Here is a 26,333-nt window from a genome sequence, read left to right on the forward strand (position 1 = left end):
TATAAATACCTTTTCACAATATGAAAAAGATACTATTTGTATTCGTCTTACTAATGGCTATACTTTCTGTACATGCACAGGAAACAGCACAAGATACCGTTAAACACTGGACCAAAAAAGGAAATATTTCTTTGCTTTTTAACCAATCCTCTTATAACAAACAATGGCTAGGTGGCGGAACCTCAAATGTTGCAGGGAATTTTGGATTAAACTACGATTTCAATTATAAAAATGAAGATGTTGTTTGGGACAATAAATTTATTTTGGCTTATGGTTTAAGTAAAATAAAAGGAGATAACAAAACAGCCAAAACAGACGACCGCCTAGAGCTCAACTCATTATGGGGTAAAAAAGCATCTGGACAATGGTACTACTCTGTTTATTTTAATTTTAAGTCTCAAATGGATACGGGATTAGATAAGAATGACATGAAAATTTCACATTTTTTCTCTCCCGCTTATTTCCAGTTTGGACCAGGGATGTTATGGAAAAAGAGTAATAATTTAAGTGTGAATTTTGCTCCAGCTGCAGCCAAATTAATAGTTGTTCACGATCATTTTACTGAATTTGGACCGTCTTACGGAGTATTGCAAGGGGACAACACTAGATTTGAATTTGGAGCCAGCATATCTGCTTATTATAAGTTTAGCGTGATGGCTAACGTATCTATTGAGAATCGGTTGAATTTATATTCTAATTATTTAGATGCACCACAAAATGTAGATGTAGATTACCAAATGAATGTGGTCATGAGAATCAACAAATACCTTTCGGCTAATGTTGCTTTACAAGCCATTTATGATGACAACTCAGTACAAGCTGTACAAGTAAAAGAACTTTTTGGACTAGGTGTGAACTACGGTTTCTAATCCGTTATATTAATACAAGAAGCGCCCTTTTGATGAATTTCAAAAGGGCGTTTTTATTTATCTTTGATCCTAAAAGCAAAATAGAATGAAAACTATATTAGGAATTGTTACGTTTTTAATTTTAATGGGTTGCCAATCAGATAAAGCTAATGATTTTAAATTTTATCAGGCTGTAAAAGGCAAGGATACTGCACTACTAAAGTTAGCGCAATACGATAACAAATTTTATGGTCAATTAGAAATACGATACGGCGGTGTAGGCAAAGAATCTGGGGAAGTACGAGGTGAGAAAAAAGGAGATACTCTCAAAGGAAAATTTGATTATAGAACATATGGAGGAAGCAAGAAATGGGCACCATTTGTATTGCTAAAGCGAGGGGAAACTTTCAAAATGGGAAGCGGAGTTGCCACTACTTTTATGAACATTCCTCTATTTATTGATGGGACTTTAAAATTTGAGGACTCCGATTTTCAATTTAAACCTATTGATAGTGAATCAGCTAAGAAATTAGGTTTGGTGAAGGAATAAATTATACTAATTTCAAATCTTTAAGTTTTCTTTTTTTAATGAGTCACGTTGCAAATCCTTCAATTTGTTTCTAAAAGTAAGTAGGCGAAGCTCCTAGCAAACGAGAATTAGAGAAAATGTTTTTTATTAATTATTGTAATAATAGTTTTTTCCACCTTCTTGAACTTCTATTTTAACGATTTGGTCAAAAGGTATAACATTTGTTAACCCCGGCAAAAATCTTGATTTGCCTCCTTTTAGCGTGTCATTTTCCAACATAACCGTATCAAAATAAAAGTTTTTTCTTTTCCCGTTAAGTAATGTTACTCTCATTTCGAGCGAAGGAGAATTTTGTATAAAAACTAATTTTCCATTCTTGTTTAACACATTTAAATACTTAATATCGTTTGATAAATATTTGAAATTTTTATAAAAAAGAGGATTGTTTGTTTTAACTTCTTTCATTCCGTTAACATCCGTTTTTGTAAATTGACTTTTGAAACTTTCTGGTGTAATTGTATATGTTTTACAAGAGATCATCAACGATATAATTCCACATCCGATTAATTTTAATTTCATTTCTATTCGTTATTTTTTTATATTCCTGACAACTTATAATTTAGCTCTGACAACCGTCCTACTTTGTTTATTCTCAAATATATTGCTTTTTTCTTACAAATTGTCCAGAAAACCACATACACCATGAATTCCAAAGTCTCGCATGAAGGATGGTACTGGAAATCCTTTTATGTAACGCAGTGAAATAAAAGATTACTTCACTTAGTATATATTTTTTATAGGTGTTCAGTGAACTTTGTTTGTAACGTACAGCCCGACCCTGATGCTAAGGACTGGAAGCTGGGGCATGCCCAAAAAAAATCCCTAATGAAAATTCAAAAGGGATTTGTGTAATTTATATTTTGGAGAAAATTATTCGGTTTCTTCCTCGTCTTTGTCTTCTTTTTCTATCGCGTCTTTGTAATCTGGATATAAAAACTTGTTGTACGGGAAGCGGGTAATGTGAATGTGTCTTACTGCTTCGTACACGCGTTCTCTAAACTCTTCGAAATTCTCTTTGTTAGTCGCCGAAATGAATAACGCATTTTCCTCGCCTACTCGACTCATCCAAGTCGATTTCCACTCTTCGAGTGTGTAATGTCTTGGCGTTTTTTCGGTCATTAAATCATCGTCATCAATAGTCAAATGTTTATAAGCATCTATTTTATTGAAAACCATGATTACAGGTTTGTCATTGGCTTTGATGTCTTGCAAAGTTTGATTCACGGAGGCAATATGATCTTCGAACTCGGGATGCGAAATATCAACTACGTGCAATAACAAATCAGCTTCACGAACCTCATCCAGCGTACTTTTGAAAGAATCAACTAGCATAGTAGGCAATTTACGGATGAATCCCACAGTGTCTGACAATAGGAACGGTAGGTTTTTAATCACCACTTTACGAACAGTTGTGTCTAGAGTTGCAAACAATTTGTTTTCGACAAACACATCGCTTTTCCCTACGGCATTCATCAAGGTTGATTTACCCACATTCGTATATCCCACCAAAGCGACACGCACCATAGAACCACGATTGCCTCGTTGGGTTCCCATTTGTTTGTCGATTGCCTTGATTTTATCTTTCAATAAGGCGATTCTATCACGTACAATACGTCTGTCAGTCTCAATCTCAGTTTCTCCAGGTCCACGCATTCCAATTCCACCCTTTTGACGTTCCAAATGCGTCCAAAGTCCGGATAATCTTGGCAACATATAAATGCATTGTGCTAATTCTACTTGGGTTCTTGCATACGAAGTTTCGGCACGTTGTGCAAAAATGTCTAGGATAAGGTGTGTTCTATCCAGTATTTTACATTCGGTAATTATTTTTGAAATATTTTTTTGCTGTGAAGGCGTTAACTCATCATCAAAAATCAAGGTCGAAATATCATTCTCTTTTACATACGAATGAATCTCTTCGATCTTCCCTGTACCCATAAAAGTTTTGGGATTAGGGCGTTCCATTTTTTGAGAAAAACGTTTTACTACCTGTCCGCCTGCGGTAAATGTTAAAAACTCTAATTCGTCAAGATATTCATTGAGCTTCTCTTCACTTTGATTTTGAGTTACAATACCAACAATGGCTGTTTTTTCGAAATTTAATACTTCTTTTTCTAACATATCTTTGAATAAGCTACAAATTTAATCATTTGTGAGGGACTTATTAAATTTATATGTTCTTTATAAGTAAAAGGCGTGAAAATCATTTTAATCTGCTAGATCTGTGGGCTCAAATCCTTACACAATAAAAAATTTAAACCATATAAGGCATATAAGCTCATTGAAGATATGTACTGCAGATGCTCTGTGTCTATTGGCACGCAGAACGCATATTTAATTATTTTCCTAAAACTTATATGACCTTATATGCCTTATATGGTTCAAAAAAAACTTAAACCTCAAAAACTTATATGACTTATATGTTTAAAAAACACCTACTAACTTATTTTATTTATTTTTACACAAATTAAATCCCAATTGAATGAGTCGGTTTTTGACATTGTTTATTGTTTTACTCTTTCCTGTACTCCTTATTGGTCAAAATAATTTTGATTCTTTATTGGGTGAGTTGGATAAAACTGTAGACAATTACCAACAATATTCGGATAAAAAAGAAGAAAAAATAAACAAGCTGAAAGAGTTGTTAGAATACACTTCAACCAATCTTCAAAAATATGAAATTGGTCAAAAATTATTCGAAGAATACAAACTCTATCAGTCGGATTCAGCACTAGCATACGCCAGAAAAAATTTTCAAATAGCTAGTACGCTAAAAGATATACCCAAAATTAATTCGGCTAACTTAAACTTAGCTTCCATCATGGGAACCTTAGGTATGTACAAGGAAGCCACAGATGTTCTCCATAAAATTGACCTCAAATCCCTAGCCAATCTTAAAAGTGATTTTTACCGTGTTAGTACTACTATTTATGGCTCTATGTCAGATTATGCGGCATCGCCTCAGGAAAAAAAGAAATATGATGTATTAACACAGCGGTATAGAGATTCCACCATGCTGTCCTACCCATCTCAATCCAGTTTAAAATTTATTGACCAAGCCAGCAAACTCATCGAACAACAAAAATTCGATCAAACCTTAACCCTATTGCTAAAGCATTTTCCAGAAATTGCGAAAGATAATCCTGAGCAAGCTGTTGTGGCGTATCTCATTTCACAATCCTACCATGGAAAAAAAGAGACTGAACAAGAAAAAAAATGGTTGGCTATCTCGGCAATTTCCGACTTGCAGTTGGCCAAAAAAGAATATATTTCGCTACGTTCCTTAGCCTTTTTATTATACGAAGAAGGCGATATTGACCGCTCTTATAAATACATGAAGCGTTCCTTGGAAGATGCTGTTTTTTGTAATGCGCGTTTGAGAACCTACGAGATTTCTAAGATGATGCCCATTATTAATGAAGCGTATCAAAAGCAAAATGAAACCAACCGTTTCCAGTTAATCCTGTTTTTAATAAGTGCCAGTATTCTCTCTCTATTTTTAATGACGGCTTTGTTCCTTCTTTTCAAACAAATGAAACGATTGTCTACTGCCAAACAGGAAATCAGTTTGGCTAACAATCAACTTTCGGAATTGAATAAAGAATTATCCGTTTTTAATGAGAAATTGAACGAAACCAATAACGCCCTTTCTGAAACCAATTTGGTAAAAGAAATTTACATTGGTCGTTATATGGATCAATGTTCGGACTATATAGGCAAACTAGAAGGGTACCGCCGTAAATTGAACTTGATGGCAACCACGGGGAAAATGAACGATTTAGTAAGTGCCGTGAAGTCAAAAGATTTTATTGAAAACGAACTCGCTACGTTTTATACTAATTTTGACCAGACCTTTTTACAGCTTTTTCCCAATTTTATCAAAGAATTTTCGGCTTTGCTAATTGATGATGAAGCAACACAATTGAAAGACGGGGAATTATTAAATACCGAATTAAGAATCTTCGCCTTGATCCGATTGGGAATAAAAGACAGTGCCAAAATTGCTGTTTTTTTACGTTATTCGGTATCCACAATTTATAATTATCGTTCCCAACTTAAAAATAAAGCGGCAGGTCCTCGTGAGGAATTTGAAACCAAAGTAATGCAAATTGGCACAAATATAAAATCATAAAATTCTTTTTTGAAAGTCTGTTTCTGTATAAATCAAGCCTAAATGACTTTTTTATGTTCTAAAGTCACCACTTTTTTAGATTCTTTATTTTTTCTAAGTGTCTGATATAATAATATTTATGATTTTATTTTTGCTTTTTAATCTACTTTTTTAAAATCGAAAAAATCTAACGAGTATAAAGAGCTTAATTTTACTTTTCAGAAATTTCAAAGACAAATAGTATAGTGTTGCCTTTTAAATAAATCGTTTGCGGAAAACTGTATTTGAGAAAATAATATTCACGCTTTTAGATTTAGAAGGAAGTCCTATAAAAGCACTTTCAAATTTCGAACAAATTAAAAACCAAAAATTAACTAGTAATTTATATTAAATAAAATGAAGCATTCTCTTTTTTCGCTACTTTTCACGTTAGCATTTTTCAGCAACGTTTCGGCACAACAATTAAAATCACCCAATCAAAAATTCCAAATGGAGTTTTCATTGCTTAGTGATGGTACTCCAAGTTACAGTTTGAACTACAAAGGAAAAGTAGTTGTAAAACCAAGTAAACTAGGTCTGGAATTAAAAAATGACAAAAAATCGTTACTAAATGATTTCACGACAATCGATACACAAATAAGTACTTTTGATGAAACTTGGAAACCAGTTTGGGGTGAAGAAGATCAAATTCGCAATCATTATAACGAATTGGCTGTTACCTTAAATCAAAACGGAACTGACAGACAAATCGTAATTCGTTTCCGTTTGTTTGATGATGGGTTGGGTTTTCGTTATGAATTCCCTGCTCAAAAAAACCTGACTTATTTTATAATCAAGGAAGAAAGAACCCAGTTTGCTATGACAGGCGATCATACTGCTTTTTGGATTCCAGGAGATTATGACACACAAGAATACGATTATACTACCTCAAAATTATCAGAAATTAGAGGGTTAACCGAAAAAGCAAAAACAGACAACGTTTCACAAACATCATTTTCTCCAACAGGAGTTCAAACTTCATTGATGTTGAAAACGAATGATGGAATCTACATCAATTTACACGAAGCAGCATTAATCAACTATTCTTGCATGCACTTGAATCTAGATGATAAAAACATGGTCTTTGAATCGTGGTTGACTCCTAGCGCCAATGGTGATAAAGGAAACATGCAAGCACCACAAACTTCGCCTTGGCGTACGATAATCGTGAGTGACGATGCTCGAGATATTCTAGCTTCAAAAATGACTTTGAACTTGAATGATCCTTGCAAAATTGAAGATACTTCATGGATCAAACCAGTTAAATACGTTGGAGTTTGGTGGGAAATGATTACTGGAAAAAGTTCTTGGTCTTACACTAATGAATTTCCATCAGTGCAATTAGGGATTACAGATTACTCAAAAGCAAAACCAAATGGAACTCACGGAGCGACTACTACTAATGTGAAAAAATACATTGATTTTGCTGCTGCAAATGGTTTTGGCGGTGTTTTAGTGGAAGGATGGAATATCGGTTGGGAAGATTGGTTTGGTCATGCCAAAGATTACGTTTTTGACTTTGTAACGCCTTATCCAGATTTTGATGTCAAAGGAATTCACGCTTACGCAAAAGCAAAAGGGGTAAAAATGATTATGCATCATGAAACTTCCGGATCTGTTCGTAACTACGAGCGTCATATGGATCAGGCATATCAGTTTATGAAAGACAACGGATATGATGCTGTAAAAAGTGGTTATGTAGGTGATATTTTACCAAAAGGAGAAAATCATTACGACCAATGGACGGTGAACCATTATCAATATGCCATCGAAAAAGCGGCCAAATATAAAATTATGGTTAATGCTCACGAAGCGGTTCGTCCTACTGGAATTTGCAGAACGTATCCCAACTTAATTGGTAACGAAGCAGCAAGAGGAACTGAATACCAATCTTTTGGTGGGTCTAAACCAAACCACGTAACAGTATTGCCATTTACTCGTTTAATAGGTGGACCAATGGATTATACTCCGGGAATATTTGAAATGGATTTATCAAAATTAAACCCTGACAATCATTCGCATGTAAACAGTACTCTTGCTAACCAATTGGCTTTGTATGTAACCATGTACAGTCCGTTACAAATGGCAGCTGATTTACCGGAGAACTACAATCGTTTTGCTGATGCATTTCAATTCATTAAAGATGTAGCAATCGATTGGACGGTAAGTAACTACTTAGAAGCAGAGCCGGGACAATACATTACTGTTGCTCGAAAAGCAAAAGGAACTAACAACTGGTTTGTAGGAAATGTAAATGGAGAAACGCCACGTACTTCAAACATAAAATTTGACTTCTTAGAAAAAGGAAAAAAATATATTGCTACCATTTATGCTGATGCAAAAGACGCTCATTATAAAACAAATCCTCAAGCGTATACGATTCGTAAAATGACGGTAACTAGCAAATCAAAATTAGCACAGTTATCTGCTCCAGGTGGAGGTTATGCGATTAGCCTTATTGAAATCAAATAATAATTGATTACTACAAATACAAAAAGGCTGTCCAATTGGTCAGCCTTTTTTATTAATAACACTTTCTAAATCAACTTTTTATATCAACTTAATAAAAAAGAACTAAATAACCAAAAAATGAAATCAGTCTATTCAAAATTCGTTGTCCTTTTTGTACTTTGCTGTGTATTGTTAGTAATCAACAAAACTATGGCACAAGAAAATAAATCAGCTAATGACCGTAAATGGTGGAAAGAAGCAGTAGTTTACCAGATCTATCCACGCAGTTTCAAAGACAGTGATGGAGATGGCGTGGGTGATTTGAAGGGAATCATTCAAAAATTAGATTACATCAAAAGTCTAGGTATTGATGTGGTTTGGTTAAATCCCATATACGGATCTCCAAATGCGGATAATGGGTATGATATTTCAGATTACCAAGCTATAATGAAAGAGTTTGGTACGATGGAAGATTTTGATGCTTTACTAAAAGGAATGCATGAAAGAGGATTGAAATTAGTGATGGATTTAGTGGTAAATCACAGTAGTGACCAACACAAATGGTTTCAAGAAAGTAGAAAATCAAGAGATAATCCCTATAGAGATTATTACCACTGGTGGCCAGCCGAAAAAGGGAAACCTGCTTTTCGCCCAGGCTCATTTGAAGCCGATGGAAGCGGATGGCGTTATGACGAACAAACGAATGCATATTACCTGCATTATTTCAACTACAAACAACCCGATTTGAATTGGGAAAATCCAAAATTACGTCAGGAGATTTATAGCATGATGAATTGGTGGTTCCAAAAAGGAATTGACGGTTTTAGAATGGATGTGATTCCTTTTATCTCAAAAGACACTGCTTTTCCAGAAATCTCTCAAGAAGAGTTAAACAAAAACTACCACGGCCGTTGGGATGTCTATTTGGCAAGCGGACCACATTTGCATGAATACCTTCAAGAAATGAATCGCGAAGTATTGAGTAAATACGATTGTATGTCATTAGCTGAAGGTGCAGGAATGCTAACTTCAACAGCTTTAAATTTTGTTGATGAAGACCGTAAAGAACTTAATATGGGCTATCATTTTGAGGGAACCAACTTGGGTTATGAACCTGGTTATTTCAAAAAAATGGGGCCCTATTCTCTAGTTGATTTCAAAAAAATCTATTCGGATTGGGACAAAGTGTATGAAAATAAAGGATGGGGAACTATTTATTTAGGAAATCACGATCAGCCAAGAATGACTTCGCGTTGGGGAAATGATGCGCCTGAATTTAGAGCAGTTTCTTCTAAATTACTAACCACCTTCTTGCTTTCCATGCGAGGAACTCCGTACTACTATAACGGAGATGAAATTGGGATGACCAATGCTAAATTTGATAAAATTGAAGACTACCGCGATATAGAAACATTAGCTGAATACGAGCATTTAAAATTAACGGGAGGCGATTTAAATCAATTCATAGAAAACCAAAAAACGGGAGGAGCCAGAGATAACGGACGAACTCCTTTTCAATGGAATAATTCAGAAAACGGAGGATTTACAACTGGAACGCCATGGTTAAAAGTAAATGACAATCACGTTAGTCTAAATGCTGAAGCACAAGAAAAAGACCCCAATTCGGTTTTAAATTACTTTAGACAAATGACACATTTGCGTAAAACAAATCCTATTTTGGTTTATGGTAAATATACTTTATTAGACAAAGAAAATCCAGATGTTTATGCGTACACTAGAGAATTGGACGGGGAAAAGGTTTTGGTCTTGTTGAATTTTTCTTCCAAAAATGCTGAAGCAAATACAGATCTAATGAGTAAAAAAGGAAAAGTATTAATTGACAATTACGGCAAAGCTTCTAAGTCAGGAGAATTAAGACCTTATGAAGCCGTTATTTATCAATTGAAAAAATAGATAGAATTAATATTAGAATTAATAAAAAGCAAAAAGGCTGTCCAAATCGGACAGCCTTTTTTAATATTTAGAATTTTTAATCTAATTTACTTTGATCAATTTAACATCAAAAAGAATAACAGAACCTCCTGGAATTGGCCCAGTCGTATTGTTTCCATAACCTAATTGAGCTGGAACCAAAAGTACACCGCTTCCTCCCTCTTTAAAATAAGGAATTCCTTCTGTCCATCCTTTTATTACTTGATTCAAACCAAATGAAATTCCTGAGGCATCACTTTGATCAAAAACAGTTCCGTTTGTAAAGTATCCTTTGTAAGCTACTGTTACATTAGAAGACGCTGTAGGTTTGATACCTGTTCCTGGCTCATTAATGACATAATACAAACCTGTATCTGTTTTGGTAGCTGTCAATTTGTTTTTGGCAATGTAGTCTACAATTTCTTGGTCGTTTTTAGCAACATAATCAATTGTTTCTGTTGGTGCTGTTACTTCAGCATCGTCTTGTTTACAAGAAATAAAAAGAGTGAAAATTAATGCAATAAAAGTGTATTTCATGGTAAAATTATTTTTAGAATGGCAAATATAGTCAATTCAACAATTGCCTTTTATAAAAATTATTTGTCTCCATAAATCTGAACATCATCAACCTGAAAAGCACCATCTAAAGCTAGATTTTTTCCTGATCCAATATATTTAAACGCAATATTGATTTTTCCTTTATAAGATGATAAATCAACTCCACCACTTCCTACAAACTGATACCAAGGCGTGGCTTGTTTGGGTAAAATCACCGAAACAGGAATCCAAGTAGCCGTTTTTACATTCAGTCCATCAAAATTAGTAGAAACATATACTTCTAAAGTATTCAAAGGAGAATCTACATCGAGATGATGCTGGGCGGTTCTAAAAGTGAGTACCTCATTCGTATGCATATCCATATCAATTTTTGGTGAAATCAACCACGCAATATTAGAGTTTACTTTTGTGCCAGAAATATTAAACTCAGCATAACCGTTACCCGAATAGACAGTTCCTTTCCAAAAAAGGGTGCCACTTTGTACAATATTAGCCCAACCCGGCAAACTTAAATTGGATTTGTCCACCACATTTTTAAAATCCTCAGCAAAGAATGGAGCCTTTCTTATTCCTGTCATTACTACATCCTTTTCTGAGCGAGCTACTAATTGATAATCGGATCCAAATTTAGTCAATACCCCTCTTACTTTTCCGCTTCCATCAGGCACTAGTTTACCCGCAAAATCAGCATAACTACTGGTTCTAAAAATGACTTGATTTCCTTGTTTGTCTACTAAACTCCAATTAGTCGCCCCACCAATATTGTTTGCTTCTTCAAAGTAATGACGCCCTATTGCCGCCTCCGTAAACTGAACATCTGACAGTTCAACTAGCGTATTCAAGTTAGAATCCTGCAGCAAATCGGCAATTGAAATCGATCGTACCAATTGATCCTCTGTTAAAGTCGTGCATGAAGCATGCAATACATTTTTATAATCGGTTTGAGAAAGTCGCCCCACCGCGCCTTCGTTGTACGTATTGACATAAATTCCTCCAATTCGTAAACTCCCATAATTGATATCGGTATATTGATTTTTTAATTTTACATATACTTTATTCCCTAATCTAAAATCAACATAGGCATTTGTAACGTCTATTGGAACACTAAATCCAATGGCTGGACTTGTGGCTGTAGCCAATGTTTGAAAGGATATCGTCTTGAAAAAATTTCCAAATTCATCTGTAGAAACGACGTAGGCTTCAATGACATCATCGTACAAATATTGCGAAACAATAGCAGCTGCAGTACTATGCACTTCGGCAACCGTTTTATTCACGATCAAATCAGGTTGATTGCAGGTGAGTTTAGGAACAGTAACTTCATCACTAATACATGAGGAAAAGAAGATAACTAAAACTAGCAAAGAAATAATTGTATAATATATAGTTTTCATAATGAATGATTTATAAATTGAAACTAAGGTTTACGAAATAAGTCCTTCCATAACCATAAAAATATTTGTTGCCAAAAGAAGGAGTTCCACTGGAAACATCTTGATTGAGTTGTCTGAAATTTGCATTTCTAGCTTGTTCATATCCACCCGTTTTGTATTTAGTGTCTAAGGCATTATTGATACTTACAAATAGCCCTACATATTTCCCTCGAATGCGCCACGATTTCCCTCCTGTGAAATTGAGTAGCAACACGGGATCAAACTTTTCTTGTTTTAATAATTCAGCAGCTCGTGCTTCTGATGCTTCTGGAAATGGAAATCCACTTGTGGGGTTAGTATAAAAATGACTCGTTCTAGAAATGGGCGAAACATCGATATAGGTATCTGCTAGATAATTTACATTGGCACCAATCCACCAATATTTAGGATCACGGTATTCAATTCCTAGAGCATAGGCCTGTTGTGGCAGACCGGCTTGTTTGTAATTTTTTAATAAAGCGGTACCAAAATCATAGGATGGATTTGTATTCTCTATAGATGCTACTGCATCATTATTGATACTCACATTCGGATTACTATCATAAATATAGTGTCCATACCCAGCAGATAAACTCGTTTTAAAAGTAGCCGATATTTGGTACTCAAAACTGAACTCGGCACCCATATTCTTTTTGTTTAAATGGGTTAAAGTCTGACTCACGAATGCGTTGGTGTTCGTATATCCCGCCCCATTATCAAAAATTCCTTCGGCGTAGAAGAAAGAAGTTTTCGTTGCGTCTTTTATTGTAGAATAATACGCTGTAATCCTTGCTTTCATTTTAGGAGAACGGAATAAGTAGCTGGCATCCACACTGTTTATATTTTCACTTTGCAAACCATCAACAATGGAATTATTGAGTCGGGAATTAGGGAATGTATTGCGTATTGTAGGTGCTTTAGTCAAATGAGCTGCATTGAAAGTCAGCATTTGTTTTCCTGAAACTTTATAGGTTAATCCGCCCTTGAATCCGAAGTTTTCAAATTGCACTTTTTCACTTTTCCCGAAAGATATCGTTTCATAAATTCCGTTTTTATAGAGCCCTTCTCTTTGATAATTAGTACTAGAAAAAGATTGTGCCAAATAGAAATCGACCTTACTGTAATTGAACTTAAATTGAGTAAAGGCATCTAGTGTATTGGCCACATAATTATAATTGTACCCGTACTCCTCTCCTACCACCACTTGCCTATTGGGATTATTTAAATCCGATTGCGCTTGATTCCCATCATAAAAACCGTCAATATCTTCAAAATAATTCCCGCCTAACAAATCCAAAACCTTTTGATAATTATGTGATTTTAAATTACTGAATGAACCTCCTGCATTCATAATCAAGTTTTCATTGAGTTGGGTATTGAAATTGGTGTTCACTGTCATCGTTTTGTCATTGGTTCTATCTTCGTATAAAACGTAGTGACTTTGTGCGGCTTCATAACCTGTTATAGTTCCGTTTGCATCTAGAATTGGTTTTTGATTGGCTCGGTACATGGCGTCCCAATCGATTTGTGGGTTGGCTAAAAATTCAATCCTGCTTTTCTCTGCATTGTCATAATCAGGTGTGAAATCCCCCGAAAATTCTCCACTATCCTTGGCATAAAGCGACAAATAATAGGAAGGTAATTTTCTAAAATAGGTTGGATCTGGACTATTGGCGCTTTGATAATCAATATTGGTATTTCCTATTTTTCCAAATTGATACATCACACTGGTATTTAAATTGGTATGGTCATTTATTTTGAAAAAATGATTGAGCATCAAGATGGGTTCTTCGATGGTTTTGGTTCTTGCATTTCGCTTTTTTCCGTCTTGATATCCCCAATAAGAATTGTACTTTTCCGAGGTCAATTGCGTTACCTCAGCAGTATTTGGGGAATTTTTACCTCGGGTATTGGGTGTGTAAAATCCTAAGAAATTCAAGGAATGTTTGTCGCTTAACTTCTTTTCCACACTCATAAAAAAAGAGTTGGCATCGTATGTTGTTCCTTCGAAATACCCTTCTTCCGCCAATCTTTTCCCTGCCGAAACTACAAAAGCCCAACCACTGCTTCCCATTCCAGAAGCGTAGGTTCCCATGGTACGCCAACTGTAATTCGTGTTTGTCCCTGAAAATGTGATTCGGGTGCCGGGTCTATAAATCGAGGCCCGAGTATTGATTTCTTGGGTTCCCAGAATTCCACCAAAACTATAATCGGAGGGTGTTGTTCCGACGGAAAATTCCTGATTGCGAGTGGCGTCATTGAGTCCACCCCAATTGCTCCATTGTGGTCTACCATCATAACGTTTGTTCATGGTAACACCATTGATCATGGTCGTGGCATTCTCGCTGTCTAATCCTCGTATTCGAAATCGGGCCTGTCCCCAATTGAAAGCGGCGGCTTGTTGAAAAGCATCTTTGGAGGATTGCAATAAACCCGAAGTACTTTCGGAACCGCTGTTGTCATCCGTTAAATCATTTTCATACAAGCGAATTACACTTGTTTGTAAGTCGGTAATTTGGTCGTCTTCTAAGAATACGTCTCCAAGATTTGTGATTTGATTGGCTACAATCGTCACTGGATATAAGGCATCTTTGAAACCTTGACTGTGAAAAAGCAATAGGTGCTCTCCGCTAGCAACGGACTCGAAAACAAACTCCCCGTCAAATGTGGTGAGTTGCATTAGATTCGTATTTTGTACTGAGATCACTACGTAAGGGAGTGGTTTCTGGGTTTTGGAATCGATCACTCTTCCTGAAATACCAGTTTGATTTTGTGCAAAAGCAAGTCCTAGTGGAAAAATAGCAATAAGAATTAGGAGAACTTTTCTCATAAATACGCAAGTGTTATATAGCCCAAAACTATCCATTTTCATTTTGGGAAATTTTGATTCAGATAAAAATTTAATTGATTTTTATTTTTTGATCCTACAGTAAAACATCCCGTTTGGGATTCGTGAATCAAAATAATAGAAAAATGTTTTTGGGAATTTTAAAAACTATAAAATAGTGGTATTGAGAAACCTAACAGACTGTATTGTATAATAATATTTTTTAAATGTAATCAAAATACTATTAAGTTGTTCGTTTCCAATAAAAAAAATAACCCCGGAAGTTTATGAGGTGAATTTCACAAAAAGTTGTAAAATAATCCCGATAGCAACAAGTATCCTTTATTGCCCCATTTTGGCAATAAAGATACTGTGTATAGCGGGGCTAAATACTATTGTGAAAAAGAGAAGTGGTATTACTAAAAAAATTACTGAATGGCCTTAATTCGAGAAACCATAAAGGCTATTAACACTCCAAATACACCTATGAATGCGAACGAAAATCGCAAACTGGAAAGCTCAGCAATATAGCCAATTACTGGTGGTCCCATTAAAAACCCTAGAAAACTTACGCTTGAAACTATCGTTAAAGCTTCGCCTGGTGGAACAGATGGATTTTTTCCTGCAATGCTATAAAGTGTTGGAACAATCGTTGAAACTCCAATTCCCACAAACATAAATGCAATGGTAGCAGGAATAATATAGGGGAAAAATACGGCTGTGAACAACCCTCCGGAAATTAAAAATCCGCTGATTTGCATTACTGGTTTTCGGCCAAATTTATGAATGAGTCCGTCTCCAAAAAAGCGTCCTCCAGCCATCATAATCATAAAGGAGGTGTATCCTAAAATTACTAATGGTCCTGGAGCGTGAATGACATCTTTGAAATAAACGCCACTCCAGTCAAACATAACGCCTTCGCTGGCCATGCAACAAAAACCGATGACTCCTAACCATATAAGGGCAGAATCCGGTTTTGTGAATAATTTTTTCTCTTCGGTTTTGGGGATTTCTTTGGCTTTTATCAGAAATTTATAATTGAATGCCATCAGCAAAAACACGATTACACCCACTATCCAAAAATGAACATAGGGAGTAAGTTGTAATGCCAACATTCCTAAACCAACTAAAGCGCCTGTAAAACCCGCAAAACTCCACATGCCATGAAAAGAAGACATGATGGTTTTTTTAAAAAGCTCTTCGGTATATACGCCTTGTGTATTTACGGCAATATTAGTAAGGTTACTAAAGATTCCAAATACAAATAATCCTAATGACAATTGCCAAGGATTTGTGGCTAAACCTAGATTAGTCAAACTTATTACATATAATATGGAAGAAAATATCAAGATGCGATGGCTGCCGAAACGGGTTACTAATTTACCCGAAAAAGGCATAATCAGTAATTGCCCAAGCGGAACGGCGAATAAAATAGTTCCTAATTCAGCTGATCCTAAATCTAATGCCGTTTTAATATCTGGAATTCGGCTTGCCCAAGTGGCAAAACACAATCCCATACCAAAATAAAAAGAGGAAACCGCCCAACGTATTCTATTAAGATAAGAAATCTTAGCATTTTGATACGTTTTCTTATATTTCCCTTTGGCTTTAAACTGCGTTATAAATTGTAAATCAATCAAAATGACAGGCTTTTATAATTAATGGACAAAAATACAAAAAGCATTGATTCATTGTGTCTAAACTACACCGGTACTTATAAATACATCGTTATTGTTTATAAAAAAATAAAATATCACTTGTAAAGTATATTTTATTTATAAAAAACAAGTTAAAATAACTGATTTACAAACCATTAAGAGATTAATGGATAAACTTAATCTCTCAATGGTTATTACTTTAAAATAGAAATCTTAACTATAATTCGATTATTTTTTTCTGAGCACTACTTTGAATAGCTGCCTCAATAATTTGCATCACATGAACGCCGTCTTGCGCCGTAACTGGTTCTATCGTATTGTTCACAATGGAATGATAAACACCATCAAAAAAACTATAATAATTCCCTTGCAATGTTGGAATTTTTCCATGGATTATTTTTCCCTCTATTTCAGTATGCAACAGACCTTCATTATCAATTGATTCTGTTCCCCAACTCGCTAAGTTTGGTTTTTTTCCAATTTTTAAATCATTCTCTTGTATGTCCCCTCTCGGTTTTAAAAAGGAACCTTTTTTACCCTGAATTTGATAGGCAGGAATAGCTTCTCGAACAAAAAAACTGGCTTTTAATCGGACGCGTAAAGTATCGTAATACAAGGTAATATCGATCCAATCATCCACTAATGAATTGTCTCTAGTGAAGCGAATATCCCCCATAACAGCAGTAGGAAAACCAAATAAATAAAGGGCTTGATCGATAAGATGCGGACCTAAATCTTTTAAAATCCCTGCGCCAGAATTGGCTGTCTCTTTGTGTTGTTTTGGACTCAGCTTAGGATTGTAGCGGTCAAAATGGAATTCGGCTTCCACAATATCACCCAAGCTTCCGTCTAACAACACTTGACGAACCGTTTTTAAATCACTATCCCAACGGCGGTTTTGAAAAACGGCCAATTTCACTCCTTTTTCTTTGGCTAAAGCTGCTAGTTCCTGCGCTTCGGCAACAGTTGTCGTAAAAGCTTTTTCGACAATCGCATGTTTGCCTGCTAACAACACTTTTTTGGCGTATTCAAAATGCGTTCCTACTGGTGTATTGACAATTACTAAATCAACATCAGCCGCTAGAATTTCTTCTAGAGAGGCATAACTTTTCACTTCAGGATAATCCAGTTGAATTAATTTTTTACTTCTTTCCCAAGAACCCATCAATTCAAATCCGGGATGAAATTCTATAAATGGGGCATGGAATACTTTTCCAGACATTCCGTAGGAAAGTAAAGCGGTTTTTATTTTTTGCATAGTATTATTTTATAAAACACGAATTTAAACTTTTTAATAGTAACACCTTTTATATTTAAACTAGATAAGGCATATAAGGGCATTTAAGAAATGTATTCAAGTACTCTGTTTCTGATGGAACGCGGATTATCGCATATCATTTTACTTTATTCTATCATAAAAAATCTGTGAGAATCCTTTTAATCTGCGGTCCTATTTTTTTACCACAGATTCCACAGATTAGCACAGATTTTCTTTTTGCACTGTTCAAAATTTAATAAATCGGTACAAACCGGTTCAATCCGTCAGCTCTGCGGGCTAAAATTCTAGCACCTTAAAAAAAATTAAACATATAAATAAACAAAACTTACATGACCTTAAATACCTTATATGGTTCAAAGCTTCTACTTTTTAGAAAAAAACTTATGTGCCTTATATAGTTCAAAAAAAACCTCTTCGAAAAAAACTTATATGACTTATATGTTAAAAAATTTAACCATATAATTCATTTAAGAAATGTGATGCGTCTACTCAGTATTGCCTTATGGAACAGGGATTATCGCATATCATTTTACTTTATTCTATCATAAAAAATCTGTGAGAATCCTTTTAATCTGCGGTCCTATTTTTTTACCACAGATTCCACAGATTAGCACAGATTTTCTTTTTGCACTGTTCTAAATTCAATAAACCGGTTCAATCCGTCAGCTCTGCGGGCTAAAATTCTAGCACCTTAAAAAAAATTAAACATATAAATAAACATAAAACTTACATGACCTTAAATACCTTATATGGTTCAAAGCTTCTACTTTTTAGAAAAAAACTTTAATGACTTATATGTTAAAAAAATTTAACCTTATAATTCATTTAAGAAATGTGATGCGTCTACTCAATATTGCCTTATGGAACAGGGATTATTGCATATCATTTTACTTTGTTCTATCATAAAAAATCTGTGAGAATCCTTTTAATCTGCGGTCCTATTTTTTTTTCCACAGATTAGCGCAGATTTTCTTTTTGCACTGTTCTAAATTCAATAAACCGGTTCAATCCGTCAGCTCTGCGGGCTAAAATTCTAGCACCTTAAAAAAAATTAAACATATAAATAAACAAAACTTACATGACCTTAAATACCTTATATGGTTGAAATCTTCTACTTTTTAGAAAAAAACTTATGTGCCTTATATGTTAAAAAAATTTAACCATACAATTCATTTAAGAAATGTGATGCGTCTACTCAGTATTGCCTTATGGAACGCGGATTATCGCATATCATTTTACTTTGTTCTATCATAAAAAATCTGTGAGAATCTTTTTAATCTGCGGTTCTATTTTTTTTACCACAGATTCCACTGATTAGCGCAGATTTTCTTTTTGCACTGTTCTAAATTCAATAAACCGGTTCAATCCGTCAGCTCTGCGGGATAAAATTCTAGCACCTTAAAAAAATTAAACATATAAATAAACAAAACTTACATGACCTTAAATACCTTATATGGTTCAAATCTTCTACTTTTTAGAAAAAAACTTTAATGACTTATATGTTAAAAAAATTTAACCATATAATTCATTTAAGAAATGTGATGCGTCTACTCAGTATTCCCTTATGGAACGCGGATTATCGCATATCATTTTACTTTGTTCTATCATAAAAAATCTGTGAGAATCTTTTTAATCTGCGGTTCTATTTTTTTTACCACAGATTCCACTGATTAGCGCAGATTTTCTTTTTGCACTGTTCTAAATTCAATAAACCAGTTCAATCCGTCAGCTCTGCGGGCTAAAATTCTAGCACCTTAAAAAAAATTAAACATATAAATAAACAAACATAAAACTTATATGACCTTAAATACCTTATATGGTTTAAAGCTTCTACTTTTTAGAAAAAAACTTATATGACTTATATGTTAAAAAAATTTAACCATATAATTCATTTAAGAAATGTGATGCGTCTACTCAGTATTGCCTTATGGAACAGTGATTATTGCATATCATTTTACTTTGTTCTATCATAAAAAATCTGTGAGAATCCTTTTAATCTGCGGTCCTATTTTTTTTACCACAGATTCCACAGATTAGCGCAGATTTTCTTTTTGCACTGTTCTAAATTCAATAAACCGGTTCAATTCTTCAGCTCTGCGGGCTAAAATTCTAGCACCTTAAAAAAAATTAAACATATAAATAAACAAAACTTACATGACCTTAAATACCTTATATGGTTCAAAGCTTCTACTTTTTAGAAAAAAACTGATATGATTTATATATTTTAAAAACTTTATTGTTTAGCGCGTTCGTATTGTTTTGGCCAAACGGTTTCTACTTGTAAATCATGAGCAAATGTCAATCCTAAATTGGGGTCTCTTAATGATTCTCTAGCAAATAAAACCAAGTCGGCTTTTCCAGAAGCAACAATTTCTTCGGCTTGGTGCGCTTCGGTAATTAAACCTACAGCACCGGTTAGAATTCCTGTTTCTTTTTTAATGCGTTCCGCAAAAGGAACTTGGTAATTAGGCCCCAAAGGAATTTGTTGGTGTGAAACCGCCCCACCCGAAGAGACATCAATTAAATCCACTCCTTTTTCTTTTAGTATTTTCGAAAGTTGTACTGATTCCTCCGCATTCCACCCTCCATCTGCCCAATCGGTAGCCGAGATTCGAACGAACAAAGGCAAATCTTTTGGCCATTCCGTTTGTACGGCAGCTACTACTTCAAGCGTAAACCGAATTCGGTTTTCAAAACTTCCTCCATATTCATCCGTTCTTAGATTAGACAAAGGCGAAAGAAACTGGTGTAACAAATACCCATGCGCGGCATGAATTTCCATTACTTTAAAACCGGCTTGCACGGATCTTTTGGTAGCTGATTTAAAATCAGAAAGTACTTTTTGAATTCCGTTTGCATCCAAAGCCACAGGACTTGCTTCATTATCATGATAGCCAATTGCAGATGGCGCTACGGTTTGCCATCCCCCTTGAGTCGCGTCTAATTTTTTATTGCCTTCCCAAGGAGCCGAAACACTCGCTTTCCTTCCAGCATGTGCGAGTTGGATTCCAGGAACTGCATTTTGACTTTCGATAAATTGATTGATTTGGATGTATTTTTCAATTTGGTTGTCATTCCAAATTCCTAAATCACCGGGAGAAATTCTTCCTTCAGGGGAAACCGCTGTCGCTTCTTGGATGACTAATCCAGCCCCACCCGATGCGCGACTCCCTAGATGTACCAAATGCCAATCATTGGCAAACCCATCTATAGCAGAATATTGACACATGGGTGAAATCGCAATTCTATTTTTTAGGGTAATATTTTTTATTAGAAGTGGTGAAAATAATTTAGATGACATACTTTATATTTTTAATGTATTATAAATGAGGACAACGGAAAAACCGTTATTGAAAAGTAAAGTTAAGGGACATAACCTTAAGGAAAAATTCAAATTCCAATAATTAACAAACATTTAAAAGGGTATGGAACAATTATTGCAAATTAAACAAATAGAAAACCTTACTTTTGTGAGTTGTAAAAAGAATTAAAATTTAAAAATGGATCTATTTATCAAGCTTTCTCAATTTTTATTGAGTTTATCATTACTTATTATACTTCACGAATTAGGACATTTTATTCCTGCTAAGTTATTTAAAACCAGAGTCGAAAAATTCTACTTGTTTTTTGACGTTAAATACTCCCTTATAAAAAAGAAAATTGGAGAGACTGAATACGGTATCGGTTGGTTGCCTCTAGGTGGTTATGTAAAAATTTCAGGAATGATTGACGAGAGTATGGACAAAGAGCAAATGGCTTTGCCTCCGCAACCTTGGGAATTTCGTTCTAAACCCGCTTACCAACGTTTGATTATCATGTTAGGTGGTGTGACTGTTAATTTCATTTTGGCTTTCATCATTTATATCGGGATGGCATTTGCTTATGGCGATACATTTGTAGCCAATACGGATTTCAAAGACGGTATGCTAATCGAAAATCCTGTGATGATAAAAGCAGGATTTAAAACAGGTGATAAAATATTGGCTGCTGATGGTGTCACTATTGCAAAATTTGATAACGATATCAACATGAAAATCATCATGGCTAAAAAAGTGATGATTGAAAGAAACGGAATTCAACAAGAAATAAAAATGCCAATTGATTTTGTAGATCAATTATCAAAGTATGAAAAAGGTTCCCTAATTGCTATTCGTATGCCATTTGCCATTGGTGCTGTTAGCGAAGAATCTCCAAACACTAATTTACAAGCTAAAGACATTATTACTTCTTTAAACGGACAACCAACAAAATATTTTGATGAAGCTAAAGTGATTTTAGCAAATAGTAAAGGAAAAACCATTCCTGCAACTATACTTCGTAATCAAAAAGAAGAAAACATTACTCTAATAGTATCTAAAGATGGAAAACTAGGAGTGAATGCAGGCGGAATAAGCATGGAATCTTTAGAAAAACTAGGATATTACAAGGTAAGCACAAAAGAATATGGTTTAATTGAGGCAATTCCTGTGGGAATCACCAAAGGGAAAGACCAATTAGTAGGATACGGAAAACAACTAAAAATGATTTTCAGTCCAAGTACAGGTGCTTACAAACAGGTTGGTGGTTTTAAAGCCATATTTGACATTTTTCCAAGTACATGGAGCTGGGAAGTTTTTTGGAGAATCACGGCTTTATTATCAATTATGCTTGGAGTAATGAACTTATTGCCTATTCCAGCGCTTGATGGTGGTCATGTCATGTTTTTATTATACGAAATAATCAGTGGTAAAAAACCATCTGATAAATTCTTAGAGAATGCTCAAATGGTTGGTTTCGTATTACTTATAACACTGTTACTATTTGCTAATGGAAACGACATTTACAAGTCAATTATAGGGAAGTAAAAAAAAGTAAAAAAAAATTAATTTTTGCTTGCAGAAATGAAATTTACCCCTATCTTTGCACCGCTTTACAAGTGAAACAAACGTCACTACTAAGCACACAAAAACGTTCATTCAGTATTAGAATAAAAATATACAGTTTCCTTCTTAGCTCAGTTGGTTAGAGCATCTGACTGTTAATCAGAGGGTCCTTGGTTCGAGCCCAAGAGAGGGAGCTTTTTAAAAAGACTTTACAGCAATGTAAGGTCTTTTTTGTTTTTAATACTTTCGTATTTGGGGGCAGCTCGCGTTCTAGAGTGCCTTAGTTTTATAAAAACCCAAAATATCCACTACACCCTTTTTTAAAACCTCTTTGTAGTACAGGAGCTATTCCTGCCTTTCCTTTCATTCTTATGTATAGCCTTAGCTTTTCTACAGCATAAAAGGAGCTTCTTGCAGTCACTCTTTTATACCTAGAAAAACAGCAGCCTCTCGCATAAGGAATTCCATTGCAGTCAGGGCTAGGGGGATTTGAGTTTAGGAGAAAGTTTTTATTTAAAAGACATCAATTTAAGAATTACTACATTTTTTTCAGATTTATAAAACGCTAACAACTTGTTTACAAATACCTTTTACACGCTTACAATTGTAGGCGGGTCAATTTGTAAGTAAATGTCTAATTTTAAATCTAAACATAAATAATAATTATATTTGTTAAAACTTATTATTGATGATTAAAAATAAAAGCAAACATGAAAATTATGAAATTCTAAATTTATTAGGTTATGGATTGTCAAAATTTGATAATGCATTTATAAAGGAATTTGGATTTAGTACAAAAAATAGTTTTTTTAACTATTTCGTTGAAATAGAAATTGTTGACACTGGAAGTGTAGTGAAAAATAGAATGGATTTATTTGATCCCTTTTTTCCAGATAATGGACGAAAAGGTTGGTGGCAAAAAGGCGATGCTTATATAAATCGTAAGCATTTAATTGATAGTTTGTTTGGAAATGAAAATGTAAAAGGATATTCAAATATTGTGAAATTATTTTTAAAAGAAAATTATAAAGTCGAAGATCTTTATGTTGAGGTTAAACCCATCGTTCAATCAAGATTTAAGAAGCTCCAAGAAACAGGTTTGGAAGCAGAATTGTATTTTATAAACAACTATAATTTAATTGATGTTTTTAAAAATGGAATCATTGAAGATGCCCGATTATATGGAGATGGATATGATTTTCAAATAAGCGTAGATGCTAACACCTTTTTAGCAGAAGTTAAAGGAATCAGAGCAAAAAAGGGAAAATTTAGACTGACTGAAAATGAATATACTAAAGCAAAAGAATATCAATCGAATTATATTGTCACTTTAGTTTTAAATTTAGATGATTCACCTACTTTTTTGACAATAGATAATCCTTTGAAAAATTTAAAATTCGAGGAAAAAATAATTAAATCAAAGGAGACTAAAGAGTATCATTTATGTAACGATATATGTTAACATTAAAAGAGAAAATTTCGTGTTTAGAAGAAATTTTAACAAAGCCGATCGAGAACTATTCAGATAGTTTTAAAACTGATATTTTGTTTTATTTCGATGAATTTAATATAGCAAATCCAATGTTGAGCTTTTTGAATAAAATAACAACTAGAGAAGAAATTGTAATTTGGCTTGATAAATTAACTTCAAGAATTGTTTTGAAGTATGATGATGATTATGAACAGATAAATGACTTCATTTATGATTATATTGAATTAGGTTAATTTAAATCATTTGCAGAAATAGATCTCGAAAATAAAGGTAATTATTTGAAATTACACTCTGTAACCGCAAGGCTTTCTAAGCTTTTTAGTGAGAGCGAAACACCTTATTTATATTACAGGGCAGCTGAAAATATATTTTGTAGAAGTTTTGACGCTGAAAATTTATCAAGAGGAGATAGTGCTTTTGATGCTAATTTTAATTCTGTTGGTGTTGGTTTAAAAACTTTTATCAGTCAAAATCAATACAGTACTGAGAAAATTGCCGAATTTAATAAATTATCTAGTCAACTTAAGGACTTTAAAGGAAAGGCCTTGGCACTAAAATTGGCAGAATTTAGAAATGATAGAATTCAACTAGCTAATAGGTTGTATGATATTGAAAATTCAGTATATCATATTGTTGCAAGAAAAAGCAATGAATTAATGTTGTTTGAAACGGATTATGATATCATTGATATTGATAATATTAATTCTGTAAAAGAAACTGGAAGTAGCTTGCAGTTTAATGATGGAAATAATTTTTATTCATATAATTTTTCTAAAAGTACATTATTTAGAAAATTTGAAATTCCACAAAATGTTTTTCGATTACCAATTGAAATAATTGACGATCCATATAAGTTGTTAATGGAATTGTTTGAAGAAAACAAAGGCATTGATAAAGCAACTGATTTATATTCAAAAGGAGAAAATTATGTTATTTTACCTTTGTATGGATTTAAAGATAAAAAGAAATTTGTTTTTGAAAAAAGTGGTTTGAACCAATGGAATGCAGGAGGAAGAAAGAGAGATTTTGGTGAGATTTATATTCCTATTCCAATAATTATACATCAACTATATCCTGGTTTTTTTCCAAAAAGAGATAAAGAATTTATTTTACAAATCCCCACAGGGCAAAAATTTACTGCAAAAGTTTGTCAAGAAAACTCCAAAGCCCTAATGACTAATCCTAATAAAGCTTTATCAGACTGGTTATTGAGGAAAATTTTGAATTTACCAGAAGGTGAATTAGCAACAATTGAAATATTAGAAGAATTAGGTTTTGATAGTGTTATAATTTACAAAGATAAAGAAGGGAATTATAAAATTGACAAAGCAAAATCGGATAGTTTTGAAAGTTTTTTAGGTGATAATTAAAAATTTGCTTTCAAAATATTTTTAGTAAAAAGGAGATACAGTATCAATCTTACTAAAATATAGTTCTCTTATTTAAATAAAATAATAAATTATTTTGCAACAAACTATTATTATTAAAAACATTATTTGTTTTTAAAATAGTTAAGTTTCCATCAATACCCCCCACGATTCCCATCCAACACCACCCACTTTTTATCGCTGTTCAATCTAAAGGTGCCAATGTGCTCTCTATTCCATTCTTGTGGGCTTATCAACGATAAGAAGTTGACTCCTGCCCCATCGCGATACAAATGATAGATCTCGCCTATAACGGGCTCAAAAGAGAACTTAGCACTGTAGACCAGTTCGTTCCATTCGTATTCTTCCATCAGTTTTTGATACTGCAATTGGAGTTCGTTAAATTTATTACCTAGCTCTTTGTTTACGTTATCAATACCACTACTTTTCCAAGAAACTACATCATCTACTCTAATTACCGGAGCACCTACATTAGTAGCATAAGGCAATATATTAGCATTAAATCCTTCATCAACTGAATATACCACATTATCAGGTATTTTACTTTTCATCATCTGCCCCTTTAATTTAAAATGACTATCTATTTTTTTGTTTAACAATTTAACCGCAAAGATAAACAAAAAAATAATAGACCCGTTTTTTAATTCAACTTACTATTATTTTCTCGATTGGACTGAAACGTCTTTCCAAAAAATAGATAATCAATGTTCTTAGGTGATTAAAAAATCAAAGACATTGAATAACATCTCACAGGTTAGATGTAATAAATTGTGTTGGGTTTTATTTTTTTATTTATATTTAACAGTTCTTTTAATTAATAACCAAGTAATTAGTATACATTCTTAAAGAATTAATAACTAAAATATCAATTAATACCATAAACTAAA

General features: G+C 33.9%; 18 protein-coding genes and 1 tRNA gene. 10 read left to right on the forward strand and 9 right to left on the reverse strand.

The window, feature by feature from the left end; all coding sequences use genetic code 11:
• Positions 1-20 precede the first annotated feature (20 nt).
• Together AB3G33_RS03640 and AB3G33_RS03645 are read left to right on the forward strand one after the other, a co-directional pair.
• The gene (locus AB3G33_RS03640; RefSeq protein ID WP_367772671.1) at positions 21-869 is read left to right on the forward strand and encodes a DUF3078 domain-containing protein; all 849 of its coding nucleotides are present in this window, start codon (positions 21-23) and stop codon (positions 867-869) included.
• A gap of 85 nt (positions 870-954) precedes the next feature.
• The gene (locus tag AB3G33_RS03645) at positions 955-1,398 is read left to right on the forward strand and encodes a hypothetical protein (RefSeq protein ID WP_367772673.1); all 444 of its coding nucleotides are present in this window, start codon (positions 955-957) and stop codon (positions 1,396-1,398) included.
• A 126-nt stretch (positions 1,399-1,524) separates the two neighbouring features.
• Here the strand turns inward: AB3G33_RS03645 and AB3G33_RS03650 are convergent, their stop codons facing one another.
• Both AB3G33_RS03650 and hflX read right to left on the reverse strand, forming a co-directional pair.
• Positions 1,525-1,956 carry a hypothetical protein gene (locus tag AB3G33_RS03650; protein WP_367772675.1) on the reverse strand — a complete coding sequence of 144 codons (432 nt, stop codon included), beginning with the start codon at positions 1,954-1,956 and terminating at the stop codon, positions 1,525-1,527.
• 351 nt (positions 1,957-2,307) lie between these two features.
• Positions 2,308-3,558: a GTPase HflX gene (gene hflX / locus AB3G33_RS03655; protein ID WP_367772677.1), complete on the reverse strand. Its 1,251-nt coding sequence runs from the start codon at positions 3,556-3,558 to the stop codon at positions 2,308-2,310.
• 361 nt (positions 3,559-3,919) lie between these two features.
• Between hflX and AB3G33_RS03660 the strand changes: the two genes are divergently transcribed.
• The 3 genes from AB3G33_RS03660 to AB3G33_RS03670 all read left to right on the forward strand — a co-directional run bounded on the left by AB3G33_RS03660 (position 3,920) and on the right by AB3G33_RS03670 (position 9,952).
• Entirely contained in the window at positions 3,920-5,569 is a 1,650-nt protein-coding gene (locus AB3G33_RS03660) for a DUF6377 domain-containing protein (protein WP_367772679.1), read from the forward strand.
• A 375-nt stretch (positions 5,570-5,944) separates the two neighbouring features.
• Positions 5,945-8,059, forward strand: a complete 2,115-nt coding sequence (locus AB3G33_RS03665; RefSeq protein ID WP_367772681.1) for a glycoside hydrolase family 97 protein — start codon at positions 5,945-5,947, stop codon at positions 8,057-8,059.
• 117 nt (positions 8,060-8,176) lie between these two features.
• The gene (locus tag AB3G33_RS03670) at positions 8,177-9,952 is read left to right on the forward strand and encodes an alpha-glucosidase (protein WP_367772683.1); all 1,776 of its coding nucleotides are present in this window, start codon (positions 8,177-8,179) and stop codon (positions 9,950-9,952) included.
• Between the two features lie 81 nt (positions 9,953-10,033).
• On the opposite strand, the gene AB3G33_RS03675 is transcribed toward AB3G33_RS03670, so the two are convergent.
• The 6 genes from AB3G33_RS03675 to AB3G33_RS03700 form a co-directional block, all read right to left on the reverse strand.
• Positions 10,034-10,507, reverse strand: a complete 474-nt coding sequence (locus tag AB3G33_RS03675) for an FKBP-type peptidyl-prolyl cis-trans isomerase (RefSeq protein WP_367772685.1) — start codon at positions 10,505-10,507, stop codon at positions 10,034-10,036.
• Between the two features lie 59 nt (positions 10,508-10,566).
• Entirely contained in the window at positions 10,567-11,922 is a 1,356-nt protein-coding gene (locus AB3G33_RS03680; RefSeq protein ID WP_367772687.1) for a DUF5689 domain-containing protein, read from the reverse strand.
• A 10-nt stretch (positions 11,923-11,932) separates the two neighbouring features.
• Positions 11,933-14,770 (reverse strand): carboxypeptidase-like regulatory domain-containing protein, encoded by a 2,838-nt coding sequence (locus AB3G33_RS03685; protein WP_367772689.1) that lies wholly within the window; start codon positions 14,768-14,770, stop codon positions 11,933-11,935.
• Between the two features lie 425 nt (positions 14,771-15,195).
• The gene (locus AB3G33_RS03690; protein ID WP_367772691.1) at positions 15,196-16,407 is read right to left on the reverse strand and encodes an MFS transporter; all 1,212 of its coding nucleotides are present in this window, start codon (positions 16,405-16,407) and stop codon (positions 15,196-15,198) included.
• 235 nt (positions 16,408-16,642) lie between these two features.
• On the reverse strand, positions 16,643-17,683 hold the full coding sequence (locus AB3G33_RS03695; protein ID WP_367772693.1) for a Gfo/Idh/MocA family oxidoreductase: 1,041 nt from the start codon (positions 17,681-17,683) through the stop codon (positions 16,643-16,645).
• Between the two features lie 2,254 nt (positions 17,684-19,937).
• Positions 19,938-21,005 (reverse strand): NADH:flavin oxidoreductase/NADH oxidase, encoded by a 1,068-nt coding sequence (locus tag AB3G33_RS03700; RefSeq protein WP_367772695.1) that lies wholly within the window; start codon positions 21,003-21,005, stop codon positions 19,938-19,940.
• Between the two features lie 199 nt (positions 21,006-21,204).
• Between AB3G33_RS03700 and rseP the strand changes: the two genes are divergently transcribed.
• The 5 genes from rseP (at position 21,205) to AB3G33_RS03725 (ending at position 25,428) form a co-directional block, all read left to right on the forward strand.
• A complete protein-coding gene (gene rseP / locus AB3G33_RS03705) occupies positions 21,205-22,548 on the forward strand; it encodes an RIP metalloprotease RseP (RefSeq protein WP_367772697.1) in 1,344 nt (447 codons plus the stop codon).
• A 138-nt stretch (positions 22,549-22,686) separates the two neighbouring features.
• Positions 22,687-22,760: transfer RNA gene (locus AB3G33_RS03710), tRNA-Asn, on the forward strand.
• Positions 22,761-23,254: 494 nt separating this feature from the next.
• Positions 23,255-24,028, forward strand: a complete 774-nt coding sequence (locus tag AB3G33_RS03715) for a DUF3883 domain-containing protein (protein WP_367772699.1) — start codon at positions 23,255-23,257, stop codon at positions 24,026-24,028.
• An 83-nt stretch (positions 24,029-24,111) separates the two neighbouring features.
• Positions 24,112-24,291, forward strand: coding sequence for a hypothetical protein (locus AB3G33_RS03720; protein ID WP_367772701.1), 180 nt, complete (start codon positions 24,112-24,114; stop codon positions 24,289-24,291).
• A 45-nt stretch (positions 24,292-24,336) separates the two neighbouring features.
• The gene (locus AB3G33_RS03725; protein WP_367772703.1) at positions 24,337-25,428 is read left to right on the forward strand and encodes a restriction endonuclease; all 1,092 of its coding nucleotides are present in this window, start codon (positions 24,337-24,339) and stop codon (positions 25,426-25,428) included.
• 152 nt (positions 25,429-25,580) lie between these two features.
• Here the strand turns inward: AB3G33_RS03725 and AB3G33_RS03730 are convergent, their stop codons facing one another.
• Complete coding sequence (locus AB3G33_RS03730; RefSeq protein WP_367774078.1) at positions 25,581-25,997, reverse strand: DUF2452 domain-containing protein; 417 nt, start codon at positions 25,995-25,997, stop codon at positions 25,581-25,583.
• Positions 25,998-26,333 lie beyond the last annotated feature (336 nt).

It is taken from the genome of Flavobacterium sp. WC2421, from assembly GCF_040822115.1.
In the GTDB taxonomy this organism is placed as follows: Bacteria; Bacteroidota; Bacteroidia; order Flavobacteriales; family Flavobacteriaceae; genus Flavobacterium.